Genomic DNA, 20,832 nt, shown 5'->3' with positions numbered 1-20,832 from the left:
TGTATTCTTTTTATTAACTATATTTTGTAATAACGAGGGTTTACAAGCCCTACAATATTAAATAAAAAACAAATGAAAAAGAACTGGTTAGTATTATCTCTTTTTATGGGATGTGTTGTATCTATGACTGCTCAGAATGCTGATAATGATCCTGAAATAATGAAGGTTAACGGGAAAAGCATAAAAAAATCTGAATTCGAATATATTTATAATAAAAATAATCAGCAACAGATCGATCATAAATCGTTAGATGAATATGTAGTTCTTTTTAAAAATTATAAATTAAAAGTCGCTGAAGCCGAAGCTCATAAAATAGATACGACAAGGGCGTTTCAGACCGAGTTGGCCGGTTATCGCAAGCAATTGGCAAAACCTTACCTTGTAGATACGAGTGTGGACGATAAGCTGGCTCAAGAAGCTTATGATCGTTTAAAAGAAGAAATTAAGGTAAGTCATATCCTTTTTAATGTAAATCCGGGTTCATCTGTCGAAGAGAAAGAAAAGGTGCATGGCAGAGCTCTCGAAGTTTTGAATAAAATAAGAAATGGTGCTGATTTTAATAAAATGGCCGATGAATATTCTGAGGATCCTTCGGTAAGACAAAATCATGGTAATTTAGGCTATATTACCGGATTCAGAACAGTTTATCCGTTTGAAATGGCGGCATATCAGACTCCGGTGGGTTCGGTATCGGAACCGGTTGAAACGCAGTTTGGTTATCATTTAGTAAAGGTTTGGGATCGTCGCCCGAGCAGGGGTGAAATTCTTACTGCGCATATCATGATAATGACTTCTCCCGAAGATACACCCGATCAGGCAAAGGCGAAAGAAGCAAAAATCAAAGAAATTTATCAAGAAGTTATTCAGGGGGGAGATTTTGCTAAGATTGCACGGGAAAAATCTGAAGATACTGGTTCGGCGCAAAAAGGGGGAGAAATGCCCTGGATAAGTACCGGACGTATTGTTCCTGAATATGAAGAAGCTGCGTTTGCATTAAAGAATGTAGGAGACATTTCACAACCGATAAAAACAGCTTATGGATGGCATATAATCAGATTGCTCGATAAAAGAGCCCTCAAACCTTATGACGAAATGAAACCTTTGATAATGCGTACAATTGCAAGAGATGAAAGAGGTACTTTGGGGCAAAAAGTCTTGATCGGTAAGTTGAAGAAAGAATATCATTTTACAATAAATGAAACGGCGAAAGAGCGTTTGAATAGTCTCATTTCAACGGCTTATCCCACCGATTCATTATACCTTGCTACAATTGCCAATGATCGGTTACCTTTATTTACCCTCGATGGTGAAATTTATAAAATAAGCGATTTTGCCCAAGATGCGATGGGGATGCGACGCTCGGTACGAAATGCCAGTGCCAAAATGATGCTTGATTTGATGTTAGATGCTTATGTAAATAAGACTGTTTTGAATTATGAAGACAGCCAGTTGGAAAGAAAATATCCTGATTTCAGAAATTTAATGAATGAATATCGTGATGGAATGTTGTTGTTCGAGATTAGTAATCAGGAAGTTTGGGATAAAGCATCGAAAGATGAAGTCGGATTGGCTGAGTATTTTAAGAAGAATAAGAAAAAATATCGTTGGGATGAGCCAAAATATAAAGGGTTTGTCGTAAAATGTTCCAGTAAAGAGATTGCTAAACAAGTAAAAAAGCGTATTAAAACATTACCAATCGACTCGGTAGTTATGTATGTTAATAAAGAATTTAATAATGATACTTTAAAACAGGTACGTATAGAAAGAGGCTTGTTTGTAAAGGGGGATAACGAAATTGTTGATAAACTGGCTTTTAAGATTGGAGAAAAGCCTGTGGATTCTAAATTTCCTGTCATTTTCGTTTCTGGAAAGATGCTGAAAAAAGGACCTCAGGTATATACTGATATTCGGGGGCAGGTTACTGCAGATTACCAGAATTATCTTGAGGAAAAATGGGTTGAGCAATTAAATTTAAAATATCCGGTTGAAATACATGAAGATGTTCTAAAAACAGTTAAGAAGGATTAGTATCAGCAAATTTAGTTGTACTTTTATAGCTTGAAAAGTAAAACTAAAATTAGCAGTATATGCGTAATTTATTCTCATTGTTGATATGCCTGTTTGTAAGTGCCTTCTTTATGGCATGTAACAGAGGAGGAAAGAATATTAACAATGAGAATAATGCATTGGTAAGGGTTGGGGATCAGGTTCTTTACCGGGATGAATTATCGAATGATATGCCTAACGGATTATCAGCTGCAGATAGTGCTCGATTTGCCGACAATTATATTGCCCAGTGGGTTAATGATCGTATTTTGTACGATGTCGCAGCGAAAAATATACCCGATCTTTCCAAGATTGATCAAAAAGTGGATCGGTATCGAGAAGATCTTATTATTTTTGAATATAAGAAACAACTGCTGGATGAGAAGCTGTCGAAGGAAATATCTGAAGGTGATCTTAAAGCTTATTACGATAAGCATGCAGATGAGTTTAAATTGAAATCGGGAATAATAAGAGGGTTGTTTATTAAAGTGCCGGTTAATTCTCCTCGTATTTCACAGTTAAAGAAATGGTATCGATCTGATAAACCCGATGCCGTAGAAAATATTGAAAAATATGGTTTGAATAATGCTGTAATATACGAATATTTTTATGACCGCTGGGTTTCTTTTAGCGAAGTAATGGATAATATTCCGTATGAGATTTCCGATGAAACCGATTTCTTGAGACGTCAAAAATATTTGGAGATAAGTGATGGCGGTTATTGGTATTTATTGAATATCAGTGATTATAAAGTTCCCGGTAGTGTTATGCCGTTTGATTTTGCTAAACGTCAGATACGTGAAATTCTGACGAATAAAATGCGATTACAATTTTTGGTAAATACCGAAAAAGAATTATACGAGAAAGCGATAAAGGATAATAGAATAGAATATTATGGATCGCAAAGAAATAAAGAAAAGAATAAAAATAAATAATAAAGACATGCATAAATTTTTTAATACATTTATTCTTCCGGTCATGTTTATGGCATTAGCCTTTACTGCAAATGCACAGGATAATAATGTTATCGATGAAGTCGTTTGGGTAGTAGGTGATGAAGCAATTTTAAAATCCGAAGTCGAAGACTATTACCGGTCTTTACAATATAGCGGAGAAAAGATCGATGGCGATCCTTATTGTGTTCTTCCTGAAAGAATTGCTATTCAGAAATTATTTTTACATCAGGCAAAACTCGACAGTATCGAAGTTAACGATGCTGTCGTATTACAGCAAGTCGATGCCCAGATAAATTATTATATTCTGAATTTTTATGGGTCCAAAGAAAAAATGGAAGAATACCAAGGTAAGACAATGGCTCAAATAAGAGAAGAACTGACGGAATCGGTTAGAAATAATGAAACTGTAAATGAGATGAAAAAAGCGTTGGTGAAGGATATAAAAATAACCCCTTCTGATGTACGACGCTACTTCTCGAACCTTCCTGCAGATAGTATTCCTTATATTCCGACACAGGTAGAAGTGCAAATATTATCGGTTAAACCTCGTATTCCACAACAGGAAATCGATAATATAAAATCACGTTTACGTGAATATACCGACCGAATAAATAAAGGAGATGCCGATTTTTCTACTTTGGCTATTATGTATTCTCAAGACCCTGGCTCAGCTCGTATGGGAGGTGAAATGGGCTTCAAGGGAAAAGCCGAGTTTGTCCCCGAATTTGCCAAAGTTGCTTTTAGTCTTAATGATCCGAAGAAAGTTTCTAAAATAGTAGAAACAGAATACGGATACCATATTATACAATTAATTGAGAAAAGGGGAGATCGTGTAAATGTAAGACATATCCTTTTACGTCCTGAAATTGCTCAGAAAGATTTAGATGATGCAGTTAATTTACTCGATACTCTTCGTACCGATATTATTGATAAAAAGAAATTTACATTTGAAGAAGCAGCTCTTCATTTATCACAAGATAAAGATACGCGAAATAATTATGGATTGATGGTGAATAAACATGACGGCACTACTAAATTTGAAATGGGGGAACTGCCTCAGGATGTAGCTAAAGTTGTTGATAAGATGAATGTTGGAGATATATCGAAACCGTTTGAGATGGTTGATGAAACAAATGGAAAAGAAGTCGTTGCTATTGTAAAGTTGAAGAGTCGTACACTTGGACATAGGGCAAATATCGGAGACGATTATCAAGCTCTTAAGGCTGTTGTGGAAAAGGCCAAACAAGATGAATTGATCGAAGAATGGATCAAGAAAAAGCAAAAGGAAACCTACGTTAGAATAAAAGACGGTTGGAATAACTGTGAATTTAAATATGACGGTTGGTTGAAGAAATAATAACGGGCTACCATATTAAATGCGTAATAATAAAAAATATTTCGGGTTAGGCAGGCATAAGGTACTTATCGGTATCTTGTGCCTGTCGGCTCTGTGCGGGTGGGCTCAACATCAGCGGCGTAATCCGGATGATCCTCAGATAAAACCTTTGGCAAAGCCCGCATCGGAGACTGATGAAAAGAAAAAAGTATATTTGGAATATTCCGATCAGCTTTTTTTTGATAAAGATTTAAATCCCGATTTTCAGGTTCTTAGAGGGAATGTTCATTTTCGTAAAGAAGGAATGCATATGTATTGCGACAGTGCTTATTTTTATGAGAATACCAATTCGCTCGATGCTTTCGGTAACGTTAGGATGGAACAGGGTGATACTCTTTTCGTTTATAGTGATGTATTATATTACGATGGAATGCTTCAGATCGCAAAGTTGCGGTATAATGTAAGGATGGAAAACAGAGATGTCGTTCTTTTTACAGATAGCCTAAATTATGATCTTGAGCCGAATATAGGATATTATTTCGATGGGGGAAAGATCGTTAATGTCGATGATGAACTTACTTCTGTATATGGTCAGTATAGCCCTGATACGAAAAATGCAATTTTTTACTATGATGTTCAGTTGGTAAATCCGCAATATATTTTATATTCAGATACACTTGAATATAATACGGCTACGCGAGTCGCTAATATTATCGGGCCGTCGGTTATTGTTTCCGACAGTAATGTTATTTATTCGAAGAAGGGATGGTATAATACTTTGCAGAACATATCTACTCTATATGACCGATCTGTAATCGTTAGTAAAAGTCAGCAGCTTACCGGAGACACCATTTTTTATAATCGAAATAGTGGATTTGGGGAGGTGTTTGGAAATATGATACTTAATGATACGCTTCGGAAAATAACCATGGAAGGGCAATATGGATTTTATAATGAAAAAACTGAGTATTCTTTTGCGACCGATTCTGCACGCCTTCTTGAATATTCGGGACTGGACACACTATACCTGCATGCAGATACATTAAAGGCGTTTACATTGCCTGATTCGACAAGGCAATTACAGGCTTATTACGGGACTCGGTTTTATAGGACCGATTTACAAGGAGTATGTGATTCGATGAATTATTTTACTCGGGATTCTGCTTTGTATCTTTATAAAGATCCGGTAATCTGGAATGAAAATTACCAAATATTTGGTGATACCATCAAAATATATATGAACGATAGTACGGTAGAATGGGCTCATATTCCTCATTTTGCCTTTGCGACGCAGCATAAGGATTCGGTATATTTCGATCAGTTGTCTGGTAAAGACCTGAAGGCATATTTTCATAATGGCCAGTTGCGACAGGTCGATGTAAGTGGAAATGTACAAACTATTTTTTATCCCGAAGAAAAAGATTCTACTTTAATTGGTTTAAATCGGGCCGAAAGTAGTTTTCTCACTTTATTTTTAGTTAATCAGAAAATGGAAAAGCTGATTATGTGGCCCGGAGGCCAGGGTTCCTTGACCCCGATTCCCATGATAAAAAGAAAAGATCTGTTTTTGCCCGATTACCGTTGGTATGAAGCAATAAGGCCGAAAGACCCGCAGGATATTTTCCGTAAGATTGTAAAACAACAGGTCGAAGCTCCGAAAAAGCGTAGAAGATTCAGTAATGAATAAATTTATTTTGAAGGGATTATGAGCGATGTGATACAATTATTACCTGATTCTGTAGCGAACCAAATTGCTGCTGGCGAAGTAATACAAAGGCCAGCTTCGGTTATAAAAGAATTAGTGGAGAATGCTATCGATGCGGGAGCAACCCACATACAAATTTTTTTAAAAGAAGCCGGTCGCACTTTGATACAAGTTATCGATAATGGCAAGGGAATGTCTGCGACCGATGCCCGATTATCTTTCGAACGCCATGCAACTTCGAAAATACGAGAAGCGTCAGATTTATTTGCATTGCGTACGATGGGATTCAGGGGAGAAGCATTAGCTTCGATTGCTGCGATATCTCAGGTTGAATTACGTACACGACGTAATGAAGATGAAACGGGAACATGCATTATCCTTTCGGGGTCGGTTGTCGAGTCTCAGGAGTGTATTGCTTGTGCGGCCGGTAGTAATTTTATGGTCAAAAATATTTTTTTCAATGTACCTGCAAGACGTAAATTTCTGAAATCTAACTCTGTTGAACTAAATAATATTTTGGCTGAGTTCGAACGGATTGTTCTTATTAATCCGCAGATAGCATTCGAACTTACACACAATGAGAATGAACTTTTTAATTTGCCGGTTTCTAACTTTCGTCAACGTATTATTTCGGTATTCGGAAAGGGTCTTAATCAGCAATTGCTTACTGTAGAAACCGAAACTTCGTTGATATCCATATCGGGCTATATCGGTAAACCGGAATCGGCGCGTAAACGCAACGCATTACAATATTTTTTTGTAAACGGAAGGTATATGCGGCATCCTTATTTTCATAAAGCTGTTATGCAGTGTTATGAGCAGTTGATTCCATCTGGTGAAATGCCGAATTATTTTCTGATGTTTACTGTTGATCCTGCTTCGATCGATGTAAACATTCATCCCACCAAAACAGAGATAAAATTTGAAAATGAGCAACCTATATGGCAAATATTGGCGGCTGCAATAAAGGAGTCGTTAGGAAAATTCAGTGCTGTACCTTCTATTGATTTTGATATGACCGATGCTCCCGAAATACCTGTATTTCGTAAAAATGAGCCTGTAAAACAGCCTTCTGTGACTTTTAATTCTTCGTATAACCCATTTAAAGTATCTTCGGGTTCGGTAAAGCGTCCGGATTTCGACTGGGAAAAATTATATAGTGGATTTATAGCAATAGATGAATCTTCTCGACCCGATGAAGAAAGCGATGGGCTTATATCTTCTACTATTATTAGCAATGAGGTTGAAGTTGTTGGAGATGTTGTTACATCGGATACAATTTTGCCTGTCGGGGAAAATATATCTACCGGGTCTTCTTATATGCAGTTTAGGGGGCGTTATATTCTTACGACAGTGGTATCAGGTATTATGCTTATTGATCAATGCCGAGCTCATGCACGAATTTTATATGATAAATATATTGTAAATATCCGTGAAAAGCAAGGTGTTTCACAACGGGTTTTATTTCCTGAGATTATACAGTTAACGGCTTCACAGTCTGTTATTTTAGAGAGTATCCGTGAGGATTTGCAGTTTTTGGGTTTCGATATCAGTGACCTTGGAAATAATTCTTACTCGATAAATGGAATACCTTCGGGCATAGAAGGAATAAATGTGGAAACACTGATTTGGAGTATGATTGATACGGCAACTGAAAAGGGGCGGGATGTAAAAGCCGATCTTCACGAACAGTTAGCAATAACATTGTCTAATGCTGCTGCTATTCCTTATGGTCAAGTTTTATCTGAACGTGAGATGGACCAGTTGGTAAGTGATTTGTTTGCGTCTTCACTACCTAATTATACACCTGATGGAAAACCTGTAGTATGGATATTGACGAATGAGGAAATAGCGAAACGATTTAAATAATATAATTGATGAGTAGTGCGATTGCAATACAGAGCGTTGTACCGATAAGGGAAAAGGCTGATGAGACCAGTGAAATGGTAAGTCAGTTATTATTTGGCGAAACGATTAAAATACTTTCCTTAGAGGAAAAATGGGCTGAAATTGAGTCTTCTGATAATTACAGAGGTTGGGTCGATAGAAAGATGTTATTTGAAAACGAAATTTCGTCTAATATTGAGCCAAATTGTTCTTGGATTATTTCCTCACCGATAGCTGTCATTCAAAGAACAGGTATTGATGGTGTACAGTATCTTAGTATGGGAAGTCTTTTCCATGAATATGATGATGAAACGGAAATGTTCCGTATGGGAAATATGACAGGGCGATTGATTTCCGGATCGGTTATAAAGTCTCAATGGAGTTGTGTGGCTCAATTACTCGCAACAGCGCGTCATTGGCTTAATGTTCCTTATTTATGGGGAGGCCGTAATATAATGGGAGTAGATTGTTCCGGATTTATTCAGATTATTTTTCGTATCAATGGGATAGAGTTACCACGTGATGCAAAAGATCAGGCATTGGCAGGACGCTGTTTGGACACAAATGAGGAAATTCTTCCAGGTGATTTGGCTTTTTTCTCAAATGCCATGGAAAAGATAGTGCACGTAGGAATGATAATTGCTTCGGATCGAATCATTCATTGTTCGGGAAGCGTACGTATAGATATTCTTGATAAAAAAGGAATTTATCGGGAAGATATAGGAGATTATACACATAAGTTACATTCGGTAGTACGTATGATCGATCGATTATAAAATTTGTGTATAATGTGGAAAAATGTGTTCGTATAAGTTTTTAGTACAGATTATTTAAAGTTAAAAAAGGATGATTTCAGTAGAAGGGCTTACTGTCGAGTTTGGTGGTAATCCGTTATTCGATGATATAACATATGTAGTGAATAAAAAAGACCGTATCGCTTTGGTTGGTAAAAATGGTGCGGGTAAATCTACGATGTTAAAAATTATTGCAGGATTACAGCAGCCTTCTTCGGGAGTCGTAAATTATCCGAAGGATCTTTCTATCGGTTATTTGCCGCAGCAAATGCAGTTGGCAGATAGTCGTACGGTTATGCACGAAGCAGAACAGGCTTTTGCGCATATTTTCGAAATGCAATCCCGTATCGATAGCATGAATGCTGAATTGTTAGTGCGTACCGATTATGATTCGGATGATTATCAGGATCTTATTGAAAGGTTGACAAATGCAACCGAACAACTGCATTTAATGGGTGCCGGTAATTATCAGGCCGAGATTGAGAAAACGCTAATGGGATTAGGTTTTTCGAGAAACGATTTCGATCGACCCACTTCAGAATTTAGTGGAGGATGGAGAATGCGTATCGAATTAGCTAAATTATTGTTACAACGTCCGGATGTGCTTTTACTTGATGAGCCGACTAACCATTTGGATATAGAATCGATACAATGGTTGGAGAATTTTTTATCTACACGTGCAAATGCAGTAATGTTGGTATCACACGACCGAGCTTTTATCGATGCCGTAACGACTCGTACCATCGAAATTTCATTGGGTAAAATTTATGATTACCGAGTGAATTATTCCCGCTATGTTCAATTGCGTGCAGAACGTCTTGAGCAGCAGCAGCGGGCTTATGAAAATCAGCAAAAACAGATACAGGATACAGAGGCTTTTATCGACCGTTTCAGGTATAAAGCGACTAAGGCGGTTCAAGTGCAGTCGCGTATAAAACAGTTAGATAAAATTGAGCGTATCGAAGTAGATGAAATGGATAACTCCCGATTAAATCTCAAGTTTCCTCCAGCACCTCGTTCTGGAGATTATCCAGTTATAACAGAGGGACTTGGAAAGAGTTATGGAGATCATACTGTTTTTTCAGGAGCCGATATTACAATAAAAAGAGGAGAGAAAGTGGCATTGGTAGGAAAGAACGGTGAAGGAAAATCTACTTTTGTTAAATGTATTATGGGGGAAATTGATTTTTCGGGTCATTTAAAAATCGGCCATAATGTAAAGATTGGTTATTTCGCTCAAAATCAAGCTCAACTTCTGAATGAAGATTTAACGGTTTTTGATACGATAGACCGGGTAGCAGTAGGAGATATCCGTACTAAAATACGAGATATTCTGGGAGCTTTCATGTTTGGCGGAGAAGCTTCGGATAAGAAAGTAAAAGTACTTTCCGGTGGAGAAAAAACGAGATTGTCGATGATTAGATTATTACTCGAGCCCGTTAATCTTCTTATACTCGATGAACCTACTAATCATCTTGATATGCGTACGAAGGATATTTTAAAACAGGCTATTAAAGATTTTGACGGAACGGTTATAGTCGTATCTCATGACAGGGAATTTTTAGATGGCTTGGTTACAAAAGTATATGAATTTGGAGGAGGCGTTATTAAGGAACATTTGGGAGGTATTTATGATTTTTTGCAAAAGAAAAAAATTAATAACTTGCGTGAGATTGAAAAAAATATTTCTGTAGCGAAACACAAAGAAGGAGAGTCTATTGTAGGAAAAGATAATAAACTTACCTACGAAGAACGAAAAGAACAACAAAGACAGATAAAACGGCTCGAAAGGTCGATAGAGGAAAATGAAAATAGAATAGAGATTCTCGAAAATAAAATAAAAGAATTGGAAGAAAAATTATCTACTCCCGAAGGAGCTTCAGATACAAGATTGTACGAAGAACACGGTATGATGAAGAAAGAACTTGATGAGGCAATGAATTTGTGGACATCTTTTACAATTGAACTTGAAGAAAAGCGCTCGTTAAACGAAAATTTAAATTAATTACAAGATGAAACGATTATTGATTTTATCATTAATGGCAGGATTGTTTGTTGTAACAGGATGCCATAATAAAAATGTTACAGTGAAAAACGATAGTTTAGATTTGTCGAATCTCGATACGACAGTATCGTGCGGCAGTGATTTTTATCAATATGCCTGTGGAGGTTGGATGAAAAAAAATCCTTTAAAACCAGAATACAGCCGGTTTGGTTCATTCGATCAGTTACGGGAAAATAATAAGGAACAGCTAAAGGACCTGATTATGGAACTGGGGAAGAAGAAATTCGATCAGGGAAGTATAGCTCAAAAGGTTTCCGATTTGTATAACCTCGGACTCGATAGTGTTCGACTGAATTCGGAATCAATTGCTCCATTGGCTGCTCAAATAAAAGATGTATTGGAGGCGAAGGATAAAAAAGCGTTTAGTATCAAGATTGCAAATTTGCAAAAGCAGGGAGCATCACCTTTCTTTTCTTTATTTGTAGGAGCAGATGATAAAAACAGCTCAGAAAATATTGTGAGCCTTTATCAAAGCGGTATAAATATGGGAGATAGAGATTATTATTTATTAAATGATTCTGATAATCTTAAAATTAGAAATGCATACGAAAAATATGTAGAAAAGATATTTGTTTTAGCCGGTTATAAATCGGAAGATGCTGGAAAAGCAGCTAAATCGGTGTTGAAAACAGAGACTAAATTAGCGAATGTTTTTTATACGAGAGAAAAGCTACGGGATCCGCAGATAAATTATAATAAAATGCCTTTCAATAAATTTGCGGCGTTAACTCCGGCAATAGACTGGAATGCTTATTTTGAGGCTATGGGTGTGAAAACACCTTCCGAAATAAATCCTATGCAATTAGGTTTTATAAAAGGAATGAATTCTGTGATTTCTGGGCTTTCCCCTGAAGAAATGCAAAATTATCTGGTTTTTCATCTTTTAGATGCTGCATCGCCTTACATGAGTGACGATTTTGTTTCGGCCTCTTTTGATTTTTATGGAAAAACAATGTCAGGAAAACAAGAGCAGCAGCCCAGATGGAAACGATCCCTTGAAATAACAAGTAATGCCTTACCAGAAGCTGTAGGAGAAATGTATGTTGATAAATTTTTCCCTCCTGAAGCCAAAGAAAGAATGGTAAAATTGGTGAAAAATTTACAAGTTGCATTAGGTCAACATATCGATAGCTTGGAATGGATGACCTCAGAAACAAAAGCTAAAGCAAAAGAAAAGTTAGATGCGGTATATATTAAAATCGGTTATCCTGATAAATGGCGTGATTATTCGGGTTTGACTATCGATAAATCTGATTCATACTGGGAAAATATCTGCCGGGCAAATGAATTTGAATATAATTATATGCTTGATAAGATCGGTAAACCTGTAGATAAGACTGAATGGGGTATGAGTCCGCAAACGGTAAATGCTTATTATAGCCCGAATACAAATGAGATTTGCTTCCCAGCCGGGATTTTACAGCCTCCATTTTTTTATTTCGATGCTGATGATGCCGTTAATTATGGTGCTATCGGGGTGGTAATAGGACATGAAATGACACATGGATTCGATGATCAGGGAAGACAATATGACAAAGACGGGAATCTAAAAGATTGGTGGACAGCCGAAGATGCACGACAGTTTAATCTCAGAGCCGATAAACTTGCCGATCAGTACAGTAGTATTATAGTCGTGGATACCGTACACGCAAATGGCCGTTTCACATTAGGTGAAAATATTGCCGATCAAGGTGGATTGAGAGTGGCATACACAGCTTTTAAAAATGCACAAAAAAATAATACAGAAAAAATAGATGGATTTACTCCCGATCAGCGTTTCTATTTAGCCTATGCAGCTTTATGGGCTATGAATATACGTGATGCCGAAATTCTACGTTTAACAAAGATAGATCCTCATTCGTTGGGTAAATGGAGAGTTGATATGGCTCTGAAGAATATCGATACATTTTATAAAGCATTTGATATTACTCCCGGTGATGCTATGTATCTCGATCCCGAGAAACGAGTTGTGATTTGGTGATCATATATTTGATAACAATAAATTTGAGTGGGGGATAGGGATATTTATTCTTATTCCCTATTTTTATATTAACATTTTTTGTTATTGAAATGTCTTAAGAAAAAATTGGCTTTATATTATTAATAGGCTACTTTTGTATAAGTTAAATTATGGTATATGAAAAATAAAATGATGTTTTTGCTTGGGGTATTTATATTTCTGAGCATTTTTACAGGCTATGCTGCAGGCCCTAAGTATATTTTTTATTTTATTGGAGACGGAATGGGTTTTAATCATATTGAGGCTACCCGACAATATTGTCAAAGTCAGAATGACGGGAATATAAAGAATTCACTTGTTTTTTTGCAATTTCCGGTGCAGTCTGTCGTTACTACGTTTTCTGCTACCAACAGGGTGACCGATTCGGCAGCAGCAGCAACTGCATTGGCAACCGGTACAAAAACATATAATGGAGCGATTGGCCTTGATGTTGACAAGAAGCCTCTCGAATCAGTCGCAAAGAAATTGAAAAAAGAGGGTATGAAAGTCGGTATACTTACGAGTGTCTCAGTAGATCATGCAACACCGGCAGGTTTTTATGCCAATCAGCCTAACCGTAACATGGGATATGAGATTGGTATTCAGGCTGCTGAGTCGGAATTTGATTTTTTTGCAGGTTCGGCATTTACCAAACCTATAAATAAAAAAGATCCGAATGATAAAAATGTATATACTGCTTTAGCAGATAATGGTTATGTCGTTTGTCGGGGAGAAGAAGAATATAATCGAAATAGAGATACAAAGAAAAAAATGGTATTGTTGTCGGCTGATTCTCTTATGATCGATGCACTTCCTTATATGATCGATCGTAAACCCGGTGATACCGCTTTACCTTTTTTTACTGCAGCTTGCATCGAACAACTTTCAAAAGATAATAAAAAAGGATTCTTTATGATGGTGGAAGGTGGAGAAATCGATTGGGCAGCTCATGCAAATGATGGTGCTACTGTTGTAAATGAGGTGATTGACTTTGGTCAGGCAATACAGGTTGCTTATGAGTTTTATAAGAAACATCCTAAAGAAACACTCATTGTTATTACTGCTGATCATGAAACGGGTGGCTGTATCCTCGGGAATGGGACTATGGACGTAAATACAGAGTATTTTGCAAATCAGAAGATGTCGGGTAAGAATCTTTCTGCATATTTGAAAGAAGTTAAGAAAAACAATCCGAATATCAGTTGGGATGAAATGAAGCAGATATTGAGTGCTGAAACCGGATTATGGAAAACAATACCGGTAACACTTAAAGAAGAAGCAAAACTGATGACCGTTTTTGATGAAATGTTTCATGGAAATTCTAAAGATGTCAGATCGCTTTATGCCAGTATCGATGCTTTGGCTACTCAAGTTGTTGCATTGGTAAATAAAAAAGCCCATGTAAGCTGGGCTTCGGGGAATCATTCGGCAAGTCAGGTACCTTTGTTTGCTATTGGGGTGGGATCGGATAAATTCAGTCGTAGACTGGATAATACTGATATACCTAAAATTATATTACAACTTAAAGGTCTTAAATAAAACCTTGTTATTAAATATTAAAAGCCGGTAAATTTTTACCGGCTTTTTAAGTGTCTTTGAATCTCAAATTATAATTTTTTTGTAACTAAATAAATAAAGATCAGAAAGGTCGAAATGAACATTTATCCGAAAAAAATTCTTATATTTATAACATGTTGATGCAGTAAAGTTTGTTGATCATATTATTAACCAATTGATATAAATTGAAATGAAACAAATTATTATTTTATTATTATCTTGTTTTACGTTATTTTCCTGTGTAAATAATGTAAGAGTCAATAAAGAAAATGATGTAACTGATGCCGGAATTCCAGATAAAAACATAATTGAAAGTGTGTCTCCTTATTCGGGAGAGTATAAGGGTATTTTGCCCTGTGCCGATTGTCCGGGAATAGAAACAACCCTTACCCTCGAGAAAGACGGTAATTTTGCATTGCATTTGGTTTATATTGATGAAAAGGATGGTATATTCGATGAAAAAGGAACTTATATTGTCAACGATAGTATAATTACGTTGAAAACCAATGCCGGGGAAGAGCAATATTATAAAGTTGAAACAAATAAATTGCGGCGTTTAAATGCCGATAAGGAGGTTATAACCGGACAGTTGGCTGATAATTATATTTTAGTAAAGAAATAATGATGAATATATAAAGGTTTTACTTTTATATATTTTCGAGGTGCCTTTTTTAAACATTTTTATCCTTCAGTCTGTTCTATTTCTTAAAAATGGAATGATTATGATACTTATAACGGATATTACCGATTGTTTAGGCCGGGAGATTTTAGCGTTGCTGGACAAAAATGATTTTAAAATACCGGTAAAGGCTATAGTAAATGAAAAGGAAGCTAAAAATTCTTTTTCCGTAAATTTGAATACCGAATTTTACGAGGGTTCAATCAACGATCATCCTTTTTTAGATAAAGTTCTGAAAAATGTTGATACAATATTGGTAACGGATTCTAATATTCTTTTCGATAAAAGAATGGGATATATCAATCTTGTAAATGCTGCTCGGGGAAATAAAGTAAAACGTATTATTTTTATAAGCACGGTTGGTCCTGATCATAGTGAATGTTGTATAATTCGGGAAAATAGAGATACTGAAAAATACATACGGCAGTCGGGAATTACTTATAATATTGTCCGCGTGAATATTTTAATGGAAAGGCTTCCGTTTTTTATTGGAGATCCTATAGAGAATAAAGTTATTTATTATCCGGCAGGGTCAGGACGTATTAGTTTTGTCTCGGTAAAAGATATAGCTGAGTTTTTAATTCGTATATTAATGTCTCCTCAGGAGGAAAATAAGGAGTACAGCCTTTCTCATAATGTTTCATACTCTTTCGGGGATATTGCAGAAAAGTTATCCCAAAATTATGGTAAACCGATTATTTATGAGCATATCGATATTAATCTTTACCGAGATGCTTTATTACAGACTTCTTTATCGGAGCAAGTGATAGACCGTTTTTGCTCAGTCGCTAAATCGATACAAAACAATGAATTTGATGTTACGGACGGAATGCTGCAAAGTTTGCTTAATCCTCATAATGGGAAAACGATTAAACAAAATGTGATGGATTGGTTTAAACGAAAAGATGATTCGACTTTATCTTTGAACTATAAACTTATGACGTTACCGGAATTTTTATCAGTAAACAATTGGAAAGCTGTTGATGCGTAGAAATTATTTTAAAAATATAGCGGTTTTAAATTTAGTATTTATATTTGATGAATTTTATAATATATGATGCCTATGAAAAGGGAAAGGATTATGGTGCTTTTGGCGCATCCAGATATGGAAAGGTCTCAAGGCAATAAGGCGTTGATAGAGGCTATAAAAGATTATCCTCAGGTAGATGTTGTAAATTTGTGCGAAGAAAATTTTTTTGATGCTGAAGAATTTGCCGAAAAAATAAATATGTCGAAGGCTGTTATATTTCAGTTCCCTTTTTATTGGGCAAGTGCTCCTGCCTCTATGAAAAAATGGATTGATGAAATTTTTACTCCGATTGCTAAAACCGACATAGTAAAAGGAAAACCTTTATTAATTGTGACCACAACTGCTTCGGAAGCCGGGGCTTATCGGTCGGGGGGCCGTAATCACTTTACAATAGATGAATTGTTGCGACCTTACCAATTGCTGGCAAATCACTTGGGAATGGTGTGGCAGACTCCCTTGGCGGTTTGTGGTTTATCTACAGCTTCTGTTGCAGTGAGTATAGAGGAGGGCTGTAAATTATATCGGGAAAAAATAGAATATCTTATATCGTTTTGAATTAGTATAATTGAAAATATATAATATGAATGCAAAATTTTTTATAGGAGTGTCATTTATAATGACTCTTACAATGGTAGGTTGTAAATCTGTGGAAGAGCCCGCATTGACAATTGGGGAGTGGCAGGTGAAAGAATTTGTATATGATCATGATACGATTCCATTACCGGAAAGATCTGCTACAATTCAGTTTACCGATACAAATACCATATTTGGAGCTGCAGGATGTAACCGTTATTTTGGTAATTATGATGTAGGAGACGATACGATATCAATCAGTCCATTAGGCCGTACGATGATGTTTTGTCCCGATATGCCTTTTGAGGATAAATTTGTAAAAGCACTTGAAGAAACAAGAATATATTCGATAAAAGACAGTATCCTTATTCTTGCCGACAAGAATAAAAACTTTATTATAAAAATGAAGTTGAAAGGTGACAATCCTTTAATCGGAGTAGATTTGGATTCTCACGATTGCAATTCGGCGGCCGGTTATACCTGGTCGAATTTAAAGGGTGATTGTATACGCATATTTGAGGATGGCATCCGTATGAATTCAGTGACTGATAAAAATTCAACGACGTCTGCTTTTATAATTTTTTCGGCAGATTCTGCTCAGGTCGAATTGTTTTTACCGGATGATGGTCGAAGACCATTGCTTGATCGTCGGAAATTGTCTTCGGGTGGGTATTCCTGGAATGAAGAAGACGATGATACTTATAATGTAAGAGAAAAAGACGGCCGGTGGATTATAGAGCAACGGGGAATTGAACTATACCGGTCAGAGAAATAAAATATTGTTTTTAAGAATTTAAGCTAAATTTTTCGTAAAAGGCTGTTTATAAACATAACGATTGTGAGATATATTCAATCAGAATATTTAGGATACATCCCGGTAAGGGATGTATCCTATTTTGATAGTTTGATTCATAGGTATATAAGGATACATTGAGGACACTCACCCATTATTTATTGTATGGGATCGTTATGTTGTGGAGTATTTCTCCAATATCATAAAAGGAAAGGTATAAGGCGTAATTTGGTAGCCGAATGAAATGAGCCGATAGATAGCCAATCTCTTATTGTTCCTTGCCAGTCAATCCAATAAACAAATGTAAAAAGTATTAGTGTAATACTAATATATATACCGATTCTTCATTCATTTAATCATAACATCATACAAACTTTGTAATACTGCAAATAATGATGACCGACAAAATGATTGTCTTTACTTTTACCTCTTTCTCTCCGAAGTACTAAGTGTTAACCAGCTACGCAATTTGCTCGATACGACTCTTTTGGCATAAAGGATAGGAAGTGATAAAAGGTTCTATTCTTTTTTTCATTTCAAAAAATGAAGTACCGTAAAAATAGAGGGCTGTCCATTCGTCGGCTTCCCAATAGCTATAAAAACGGCCTATGCCTTCCATGGCAGTTTCCATTTGTTCAATGACGTGATTAATGTCGCAATTCTCGTAAACTTCGTCAGTCAATTCCGTACCGTTGGAATAATAAGCCAGCCCCTCTAAAGTTCCCACTTTTATCTTTGACTCAGTGCTCAATAGAGCCGACCCTTTGGGGATACCTAATTGATTAGTCAACTCCGCTAAACGGTCTATATTGTTGAGGCTGCTATTATTCAGGTGTATTTCTATGTCGCAAGATACGATTTCTCCACCTTTAGAACTTTGAAGAGTTCCACCACCGGTTACTTCTCCCAGTTTCTCTTTTTCAAGTATTTCTTGGAGTTTATCTTCCAATATATGTCTGTGCATAGGTTGTAAACGAGCATTTAAATTCAATGTTAATTCCATTTTCTTAATAATTTTATTTGTTGGATAATGTTTTTCGGCTAACCGATTCGTTTTAATGTTTTAAATTTATGTCTCAAAAATTCACGTCATTTCCTTATTATTCTTTTTATGGCTTTATCTCTAGGATATATCATCGGTATATTATCCGTCTATTATCTACGAGAATATATTTAGCAAATAATATGTTCATATTTCTTATTTTTAATTTTATCGATAGTATTACGTTAACAGTAACACATTAAATCTTCGTTGTAATTTTTTTTCTGATTCTTGATAAGTGTATGTATATTATACTATTTATATATTGTATTATATAAATATGAAATTCAATTAATTAAAAATTTATTATATATGATAAACTATATAATTAGCTATAAAAATACATTATTAATGATATGTCTACAACAAAAGAAGGTTTTTTTTTCGTTGCATGTATTGAAATCTGTTTTATAGTAGAAAAAAGACGGCTTAAACTTATTTTTTTCTACTTTTGCGTATATATAGTATAAATAAACATGGAACAATCGAAGAATAAACGCAACCGTCGTACCCGTGCCGAACTGGAAGCGGACGTGTTTGATGCCGTCCGACAGTTGGCAAGTGAGAAAGGACTGGCACAAATCACCTTTACAGACATTATGCAGAGGGCAGGCATTCAAATGTCTGTCCTTCTCAACAATTATAAGAGCATGGAAAGGGTACTGGATAAGTATGCTTATTTTTCCGATTACTGGCTACACGACCTATTCGACGAGGAACATCCCACCGACAAAGCAGGTGAGGATATACTGAAAAGCACTTTGAAATCATTGGCTGTTTATCTCTATGACAACATAGACATGCAGCACCTGTTGGTGTGGGAGCTCGAAGCCGACAATCCGACTACACGTCGTATTGCCCGAAGTCGGGAGAAACACTACCGTACAGCAATAGAGGAATTGAAACGACTGTTCGAGGGTACCGACATCCCGGTCGATATTATAGCCGGACTACTTACTGCCGGAACGTATTATCTGATACTGCACCGTCGCCGTTCAACCTTCTGGGGTGTGGACTACCAGCGTAAGGAGAACCGTGAACGACTGTACACTGCACTCGACTATCTTTGTGGCTTAGTATTTAATGCACGTAAGAAACATGACAATACCATAGAGATTGCCCGCAAATTTAAAGAGAAAGGGATAGACACCGCTACTATTGCCGAGTGTACCGATTTTCCCGTCAGTGTCATCGAGCAGTTATAAATTGTCTTAATTCGTATATTTAAGCCGGGTTATCAGAATAGAGTAATTAAACGTCAAAATCTCGCAACTTAAGAATTAGATCCCTATTCTGCTATTTTTTCAATGCGGTATAATTACAGGAAACTTGTCATAAACTTACAATTTTTTCCTTGAAAATATGCGTCCTCTTGTATTTTCTTATACAAGGATATTAAGAATATATATAAATATAAAATCGTATCTTTGACTAAAAAATATATATGGTGAACATCGGTAAATATAATACCCTTAAGATTGTAAAAGAGGTAGATTTTGGACTCTATCTCGATGGAGAAGAGAAAGGTGAGATATTATTACCTTCCCGTTACGTCCCCGAAGGGTATCTGATAGGTGAAAATATAGATGTATTCGTATATAAGGATTCTGAAGATAGATTGATTGCTACAACAGAACACCCTTATGCACAGGTCGGTGATTTTGTTTTACTTGAAGTGAAATCGGTAAATAATGTAGGTGCTTTTCTTGAATGGGGATTGGCAAAAGATTTGTTAGTGCCTTTCCGTGAACAGAAAATGAAAATGCAAGAAGGCCGCTCTTATATTGTTTATATATATCTTGATAATGTTACCGAGAGAATTGTAGCTTCTGCAAAATTGGAGAAGTTTCTCGATAATACGATGGTAAGGTACGAACCGAATCAAGAGGTAGATCTATTAATCGTACAAGAAACAGAACTTGGATATAAAGTTATTATAAACAATCTTCATTGGGGTATGATATACCATAATGAAATATTTAGTGAAATTGAGAAGGGAGATCGGCTTAAAGGGTATGTAAAACAAGTACGTGAAGATGAAAAAATAGATGTTTCGTTACAGCCCTTAGGGTATGAGAAAATTGAGGGTCTTGCAGGAGAAATTCTTAAAACATTGAAAGAGCATGAAGGATATTTACCGTTGTGTGATAAAACGTCTGCCCAAGAAATAGGCGGTTATTTTGCATGTAGCAAAAAGAACTTTAAAAAAGCGATCGGTTATTTATATAAGCAGCATTTAATACTAATATTGGAAGACGGAATACGACTAATCTAATTGTTAATTTTCTCATTCTATTATTTAAATAAAATACGGTTCGAGAACTTTTTTTTTAATTCTTTGTTCTAATCTGTGTAAAGTTAATCAGCTGA

16 protein-coding genes are annotated in these 20,832 nt (G+C 36.0%); 15 read left to right on the top strand and 1 reads right to left on the bottom strand.

What is annotated here, in order from left to right; all coding sequences use genetic code 11:
• The first annotated feature begins 72 nt into the window (after window positions 1-72).
• The 13 genes from NMU02_RS08740 to NMU02_RS08680 all read left to right on the top strand — a co-directional run bounded on the left by NMU02_RS08740 (window position 73) and on the right by NMU02_RS08680 (window position 17,402).
• Entirely contained in the window at window positions 73-2,028 is a 1,956-nt protein-coding gene (locus NMU02_RS08740) for a peptidylprolyl isomerase (RefSeq protein WP_255027438.1), read from the top strand.
• A gap of 59 nt (window positions 2,029-2,087) precedes the next feature.
• The gene (locus NMU02_RS08735) at window positions 2,088-2,981 is read left to right on the top strand and encodes a peptidyl-prolyl cis-trans isomerase (RefSeq protein ID WP_255027436.1); all 894 of its coding nucleotides are present in this window, start codon (window positions 2,088-2,090) and stop codon (window positions 2,979-2,981) included.
• 7 nt (window positions 2,982-2,988) lie between these two features.
• The gene (locus tag NMU02_RS08730) at window positions 2,989-4,359 is read left to right on the top strand and encodes a peptidylprolyl isomerase (RefSeq protein ID WP_255027434.1); all 1,371 of its coding nucleotides are present in this window, start codon (window positions 2,989-2,991) and stop codon (window positions 4,357-4,359) included.
• Between the two features lie 19 nt (window positions 4,360-4,378).
• Window positions 4,379-6,025 (top strand): OstA-like protein, encoded by a 1,647-nt coding sequence (locus NMU02_RS08725; RefSeq protein WP_255027433.1) that lies wholly within the window; start codon window positions 4,379-4,381, stop codon window positions 6,023-6,025.
• Between the two features lie 18 nt (window positions 6,026-6,043).
• Window positions 6,044-7,912, top strand: coding sequence for a DNA mismatch repair endonuclease MutL (gene mutL, locus NMU02_RS08720; protein WP_255027432.1), 1,869 nt, complete (start codon window positions 6,044-6,046; stop codon window positions 7,910-7,912).
• Between the two features lie 8 nt (window positions 7,913-7,920).
• Window positions 7,921-8,706 (top strand): C40 family peptidase, encoded by a 786-nt coding sequence (locus tag NMU02_RS08715; RefSeq protein WP_255027431.1) that lies wholly within the window; start codon window positions 7,921-7,923, stop codon window positions 8,704-8,706.
• A 70-nt stretch (window positions 8,707-8,776) separates the two neighbouring features.
• Window positions 8,777-10,729 carry an ABC-F family ATP-binding cassette domain-containing protein gene (locus tag NMU02_RS08710; RefSeq protein ID WP_255027430.1) on the top strand — a complete coding sequence of 651 codons (1,953 nt, stop codon included), beginning with the start codon at window positions 8,777-8,779 and terminating at the stop codon, window positions 10,727-10,729.
• Between the two features lie 7 nt (window positions 10,730-10,736).
• A complete protein-coding gene (locus NMU02_RS08705) occupies window positions 10,737-12,770 on the top strand; it encodes a M13 family metallopeptidase (protein WP_255027429.1) in 2,034 nt (677 codons plus the stop codon).
• A 156-nt stretch (window positions 12,771-12,926) separates the two neighbouring features.
• The gene (locus NMU02_RS08700; protein WP_255027428.1) at window positions 12,927-14,327 is read left to right on the top strand and encodes an alkaline phosphatase; all 1,401 of its coding nucleotides are present in this window, start codon (window positions 12,927-12,929) and stop codon (window positions 14,325-14,327) included.
• A 208-nt stretch (window positions 14,328-14,535) separates the two neighbouring features.
• Window positions 14,536-14,967, top strand: a complete 432-nt coding sequence (locus tag NMU02_RS08695; RefSeq protein WP_255027427.1) for a copper resistance protein NlpE — start codon at window positions 14,536-14,538, stop codon at window positions 14,965-14,967.
• A 100-nt stretch (window positions 14,968-15,067) separates the two neighbouring features.
• Window positions 15,068-16,015, top strand: coding sequence for an NmrA family NAD(P)-binding protein (locus NMU02_RS08690; protein ID WP_255027426.1), 948 nt, complete (start codon window positions 15,068-15,070; stop codon window positions 16,013-16,015).
• Between the two features lie 66 nt (window positions 16,016-16,081).
• A complete protein-coding gene (locus NMU02_RS08685) occupies window positions 16,082-16,609 on the top strand; it encodes an NAD(P)H-dependent oxidoreductase (protein WP_435522031.1) in 528 nt (175 codons plus the stop codon).
• 25 nt (window positions 16,610-16,634) lie between these two features.
• Window positions 16,635-17,402 carry an META domain-containing protein gene (locus tag NMU02_RS08680; protein ID WP_255027424.1) on the top strand — a complete coding sequence of 256 codons (768 nt, stop codon included), beginning with the start codon at window positions 16,635-16,637 and terminating at the stop codon, window positions 17,400-17,402.
• A 478-nt stretch (window positions 17,403-17,880) separates the two neighbouring features.
• Here the strand turns inward: NMU02_RS08680 and NMU02_RS08675 are convergent, their stop codons facing one another.
• The gene (locus NMU02_RS08675; protein WP_255027423.1) at window positions 17,881-18,423 is read right to left on the bottom strand and encodes a hypothetical protein; all 543 of its coding nucleotides are present in this window, start codon (window positions 18,421-18,423) and stop codon (window positions 17,881-17,883) included.
• Window positions 18,424-18,938: 515 nt separating this feature from the next.
• Between NMU02_RS08675 and NMU02_RS08670 the strand changes: the two genes are divergently transcribed.
• Window positions 18,939-19,667: a TetR/AcrR family transcriptional regulator gene (locus NMU02_RS08670; protein ID WP_255027421.1), complete on the top strand. Its 729-nt coding sequence runs from the start codon at window positions 18,939-18,941 to the stop codon at window positions 19,665-19,667.
• Between the two features lie 239 nt (window positions 19,668-19,906).
• A complete protein-coding gene (locus NMU02_RS08665) occupies window positions 19,907-20,737 on the top strand; it encodes a CvfB family protein (protein ID WP_255027420.1) in 831 nt (276 codons plus the stop codon).
• Window positions 20,738-20,832: the final 95 nt, after the last annotated feature.

The organism is Coprobacter tertius (assembly GCF_024330105.1).
GTDB classification, from domain to species: Bacteria; Bacteroidota; Bacteroidia; order Bacteroidales; family Coprobacteraceae; genus Coprobacter; species Coprobacter tertius.
Note: the sequence above shows the minus strand (reverse complement) of the source record. Positions and strands in the feature narration are given on the sequence as shown.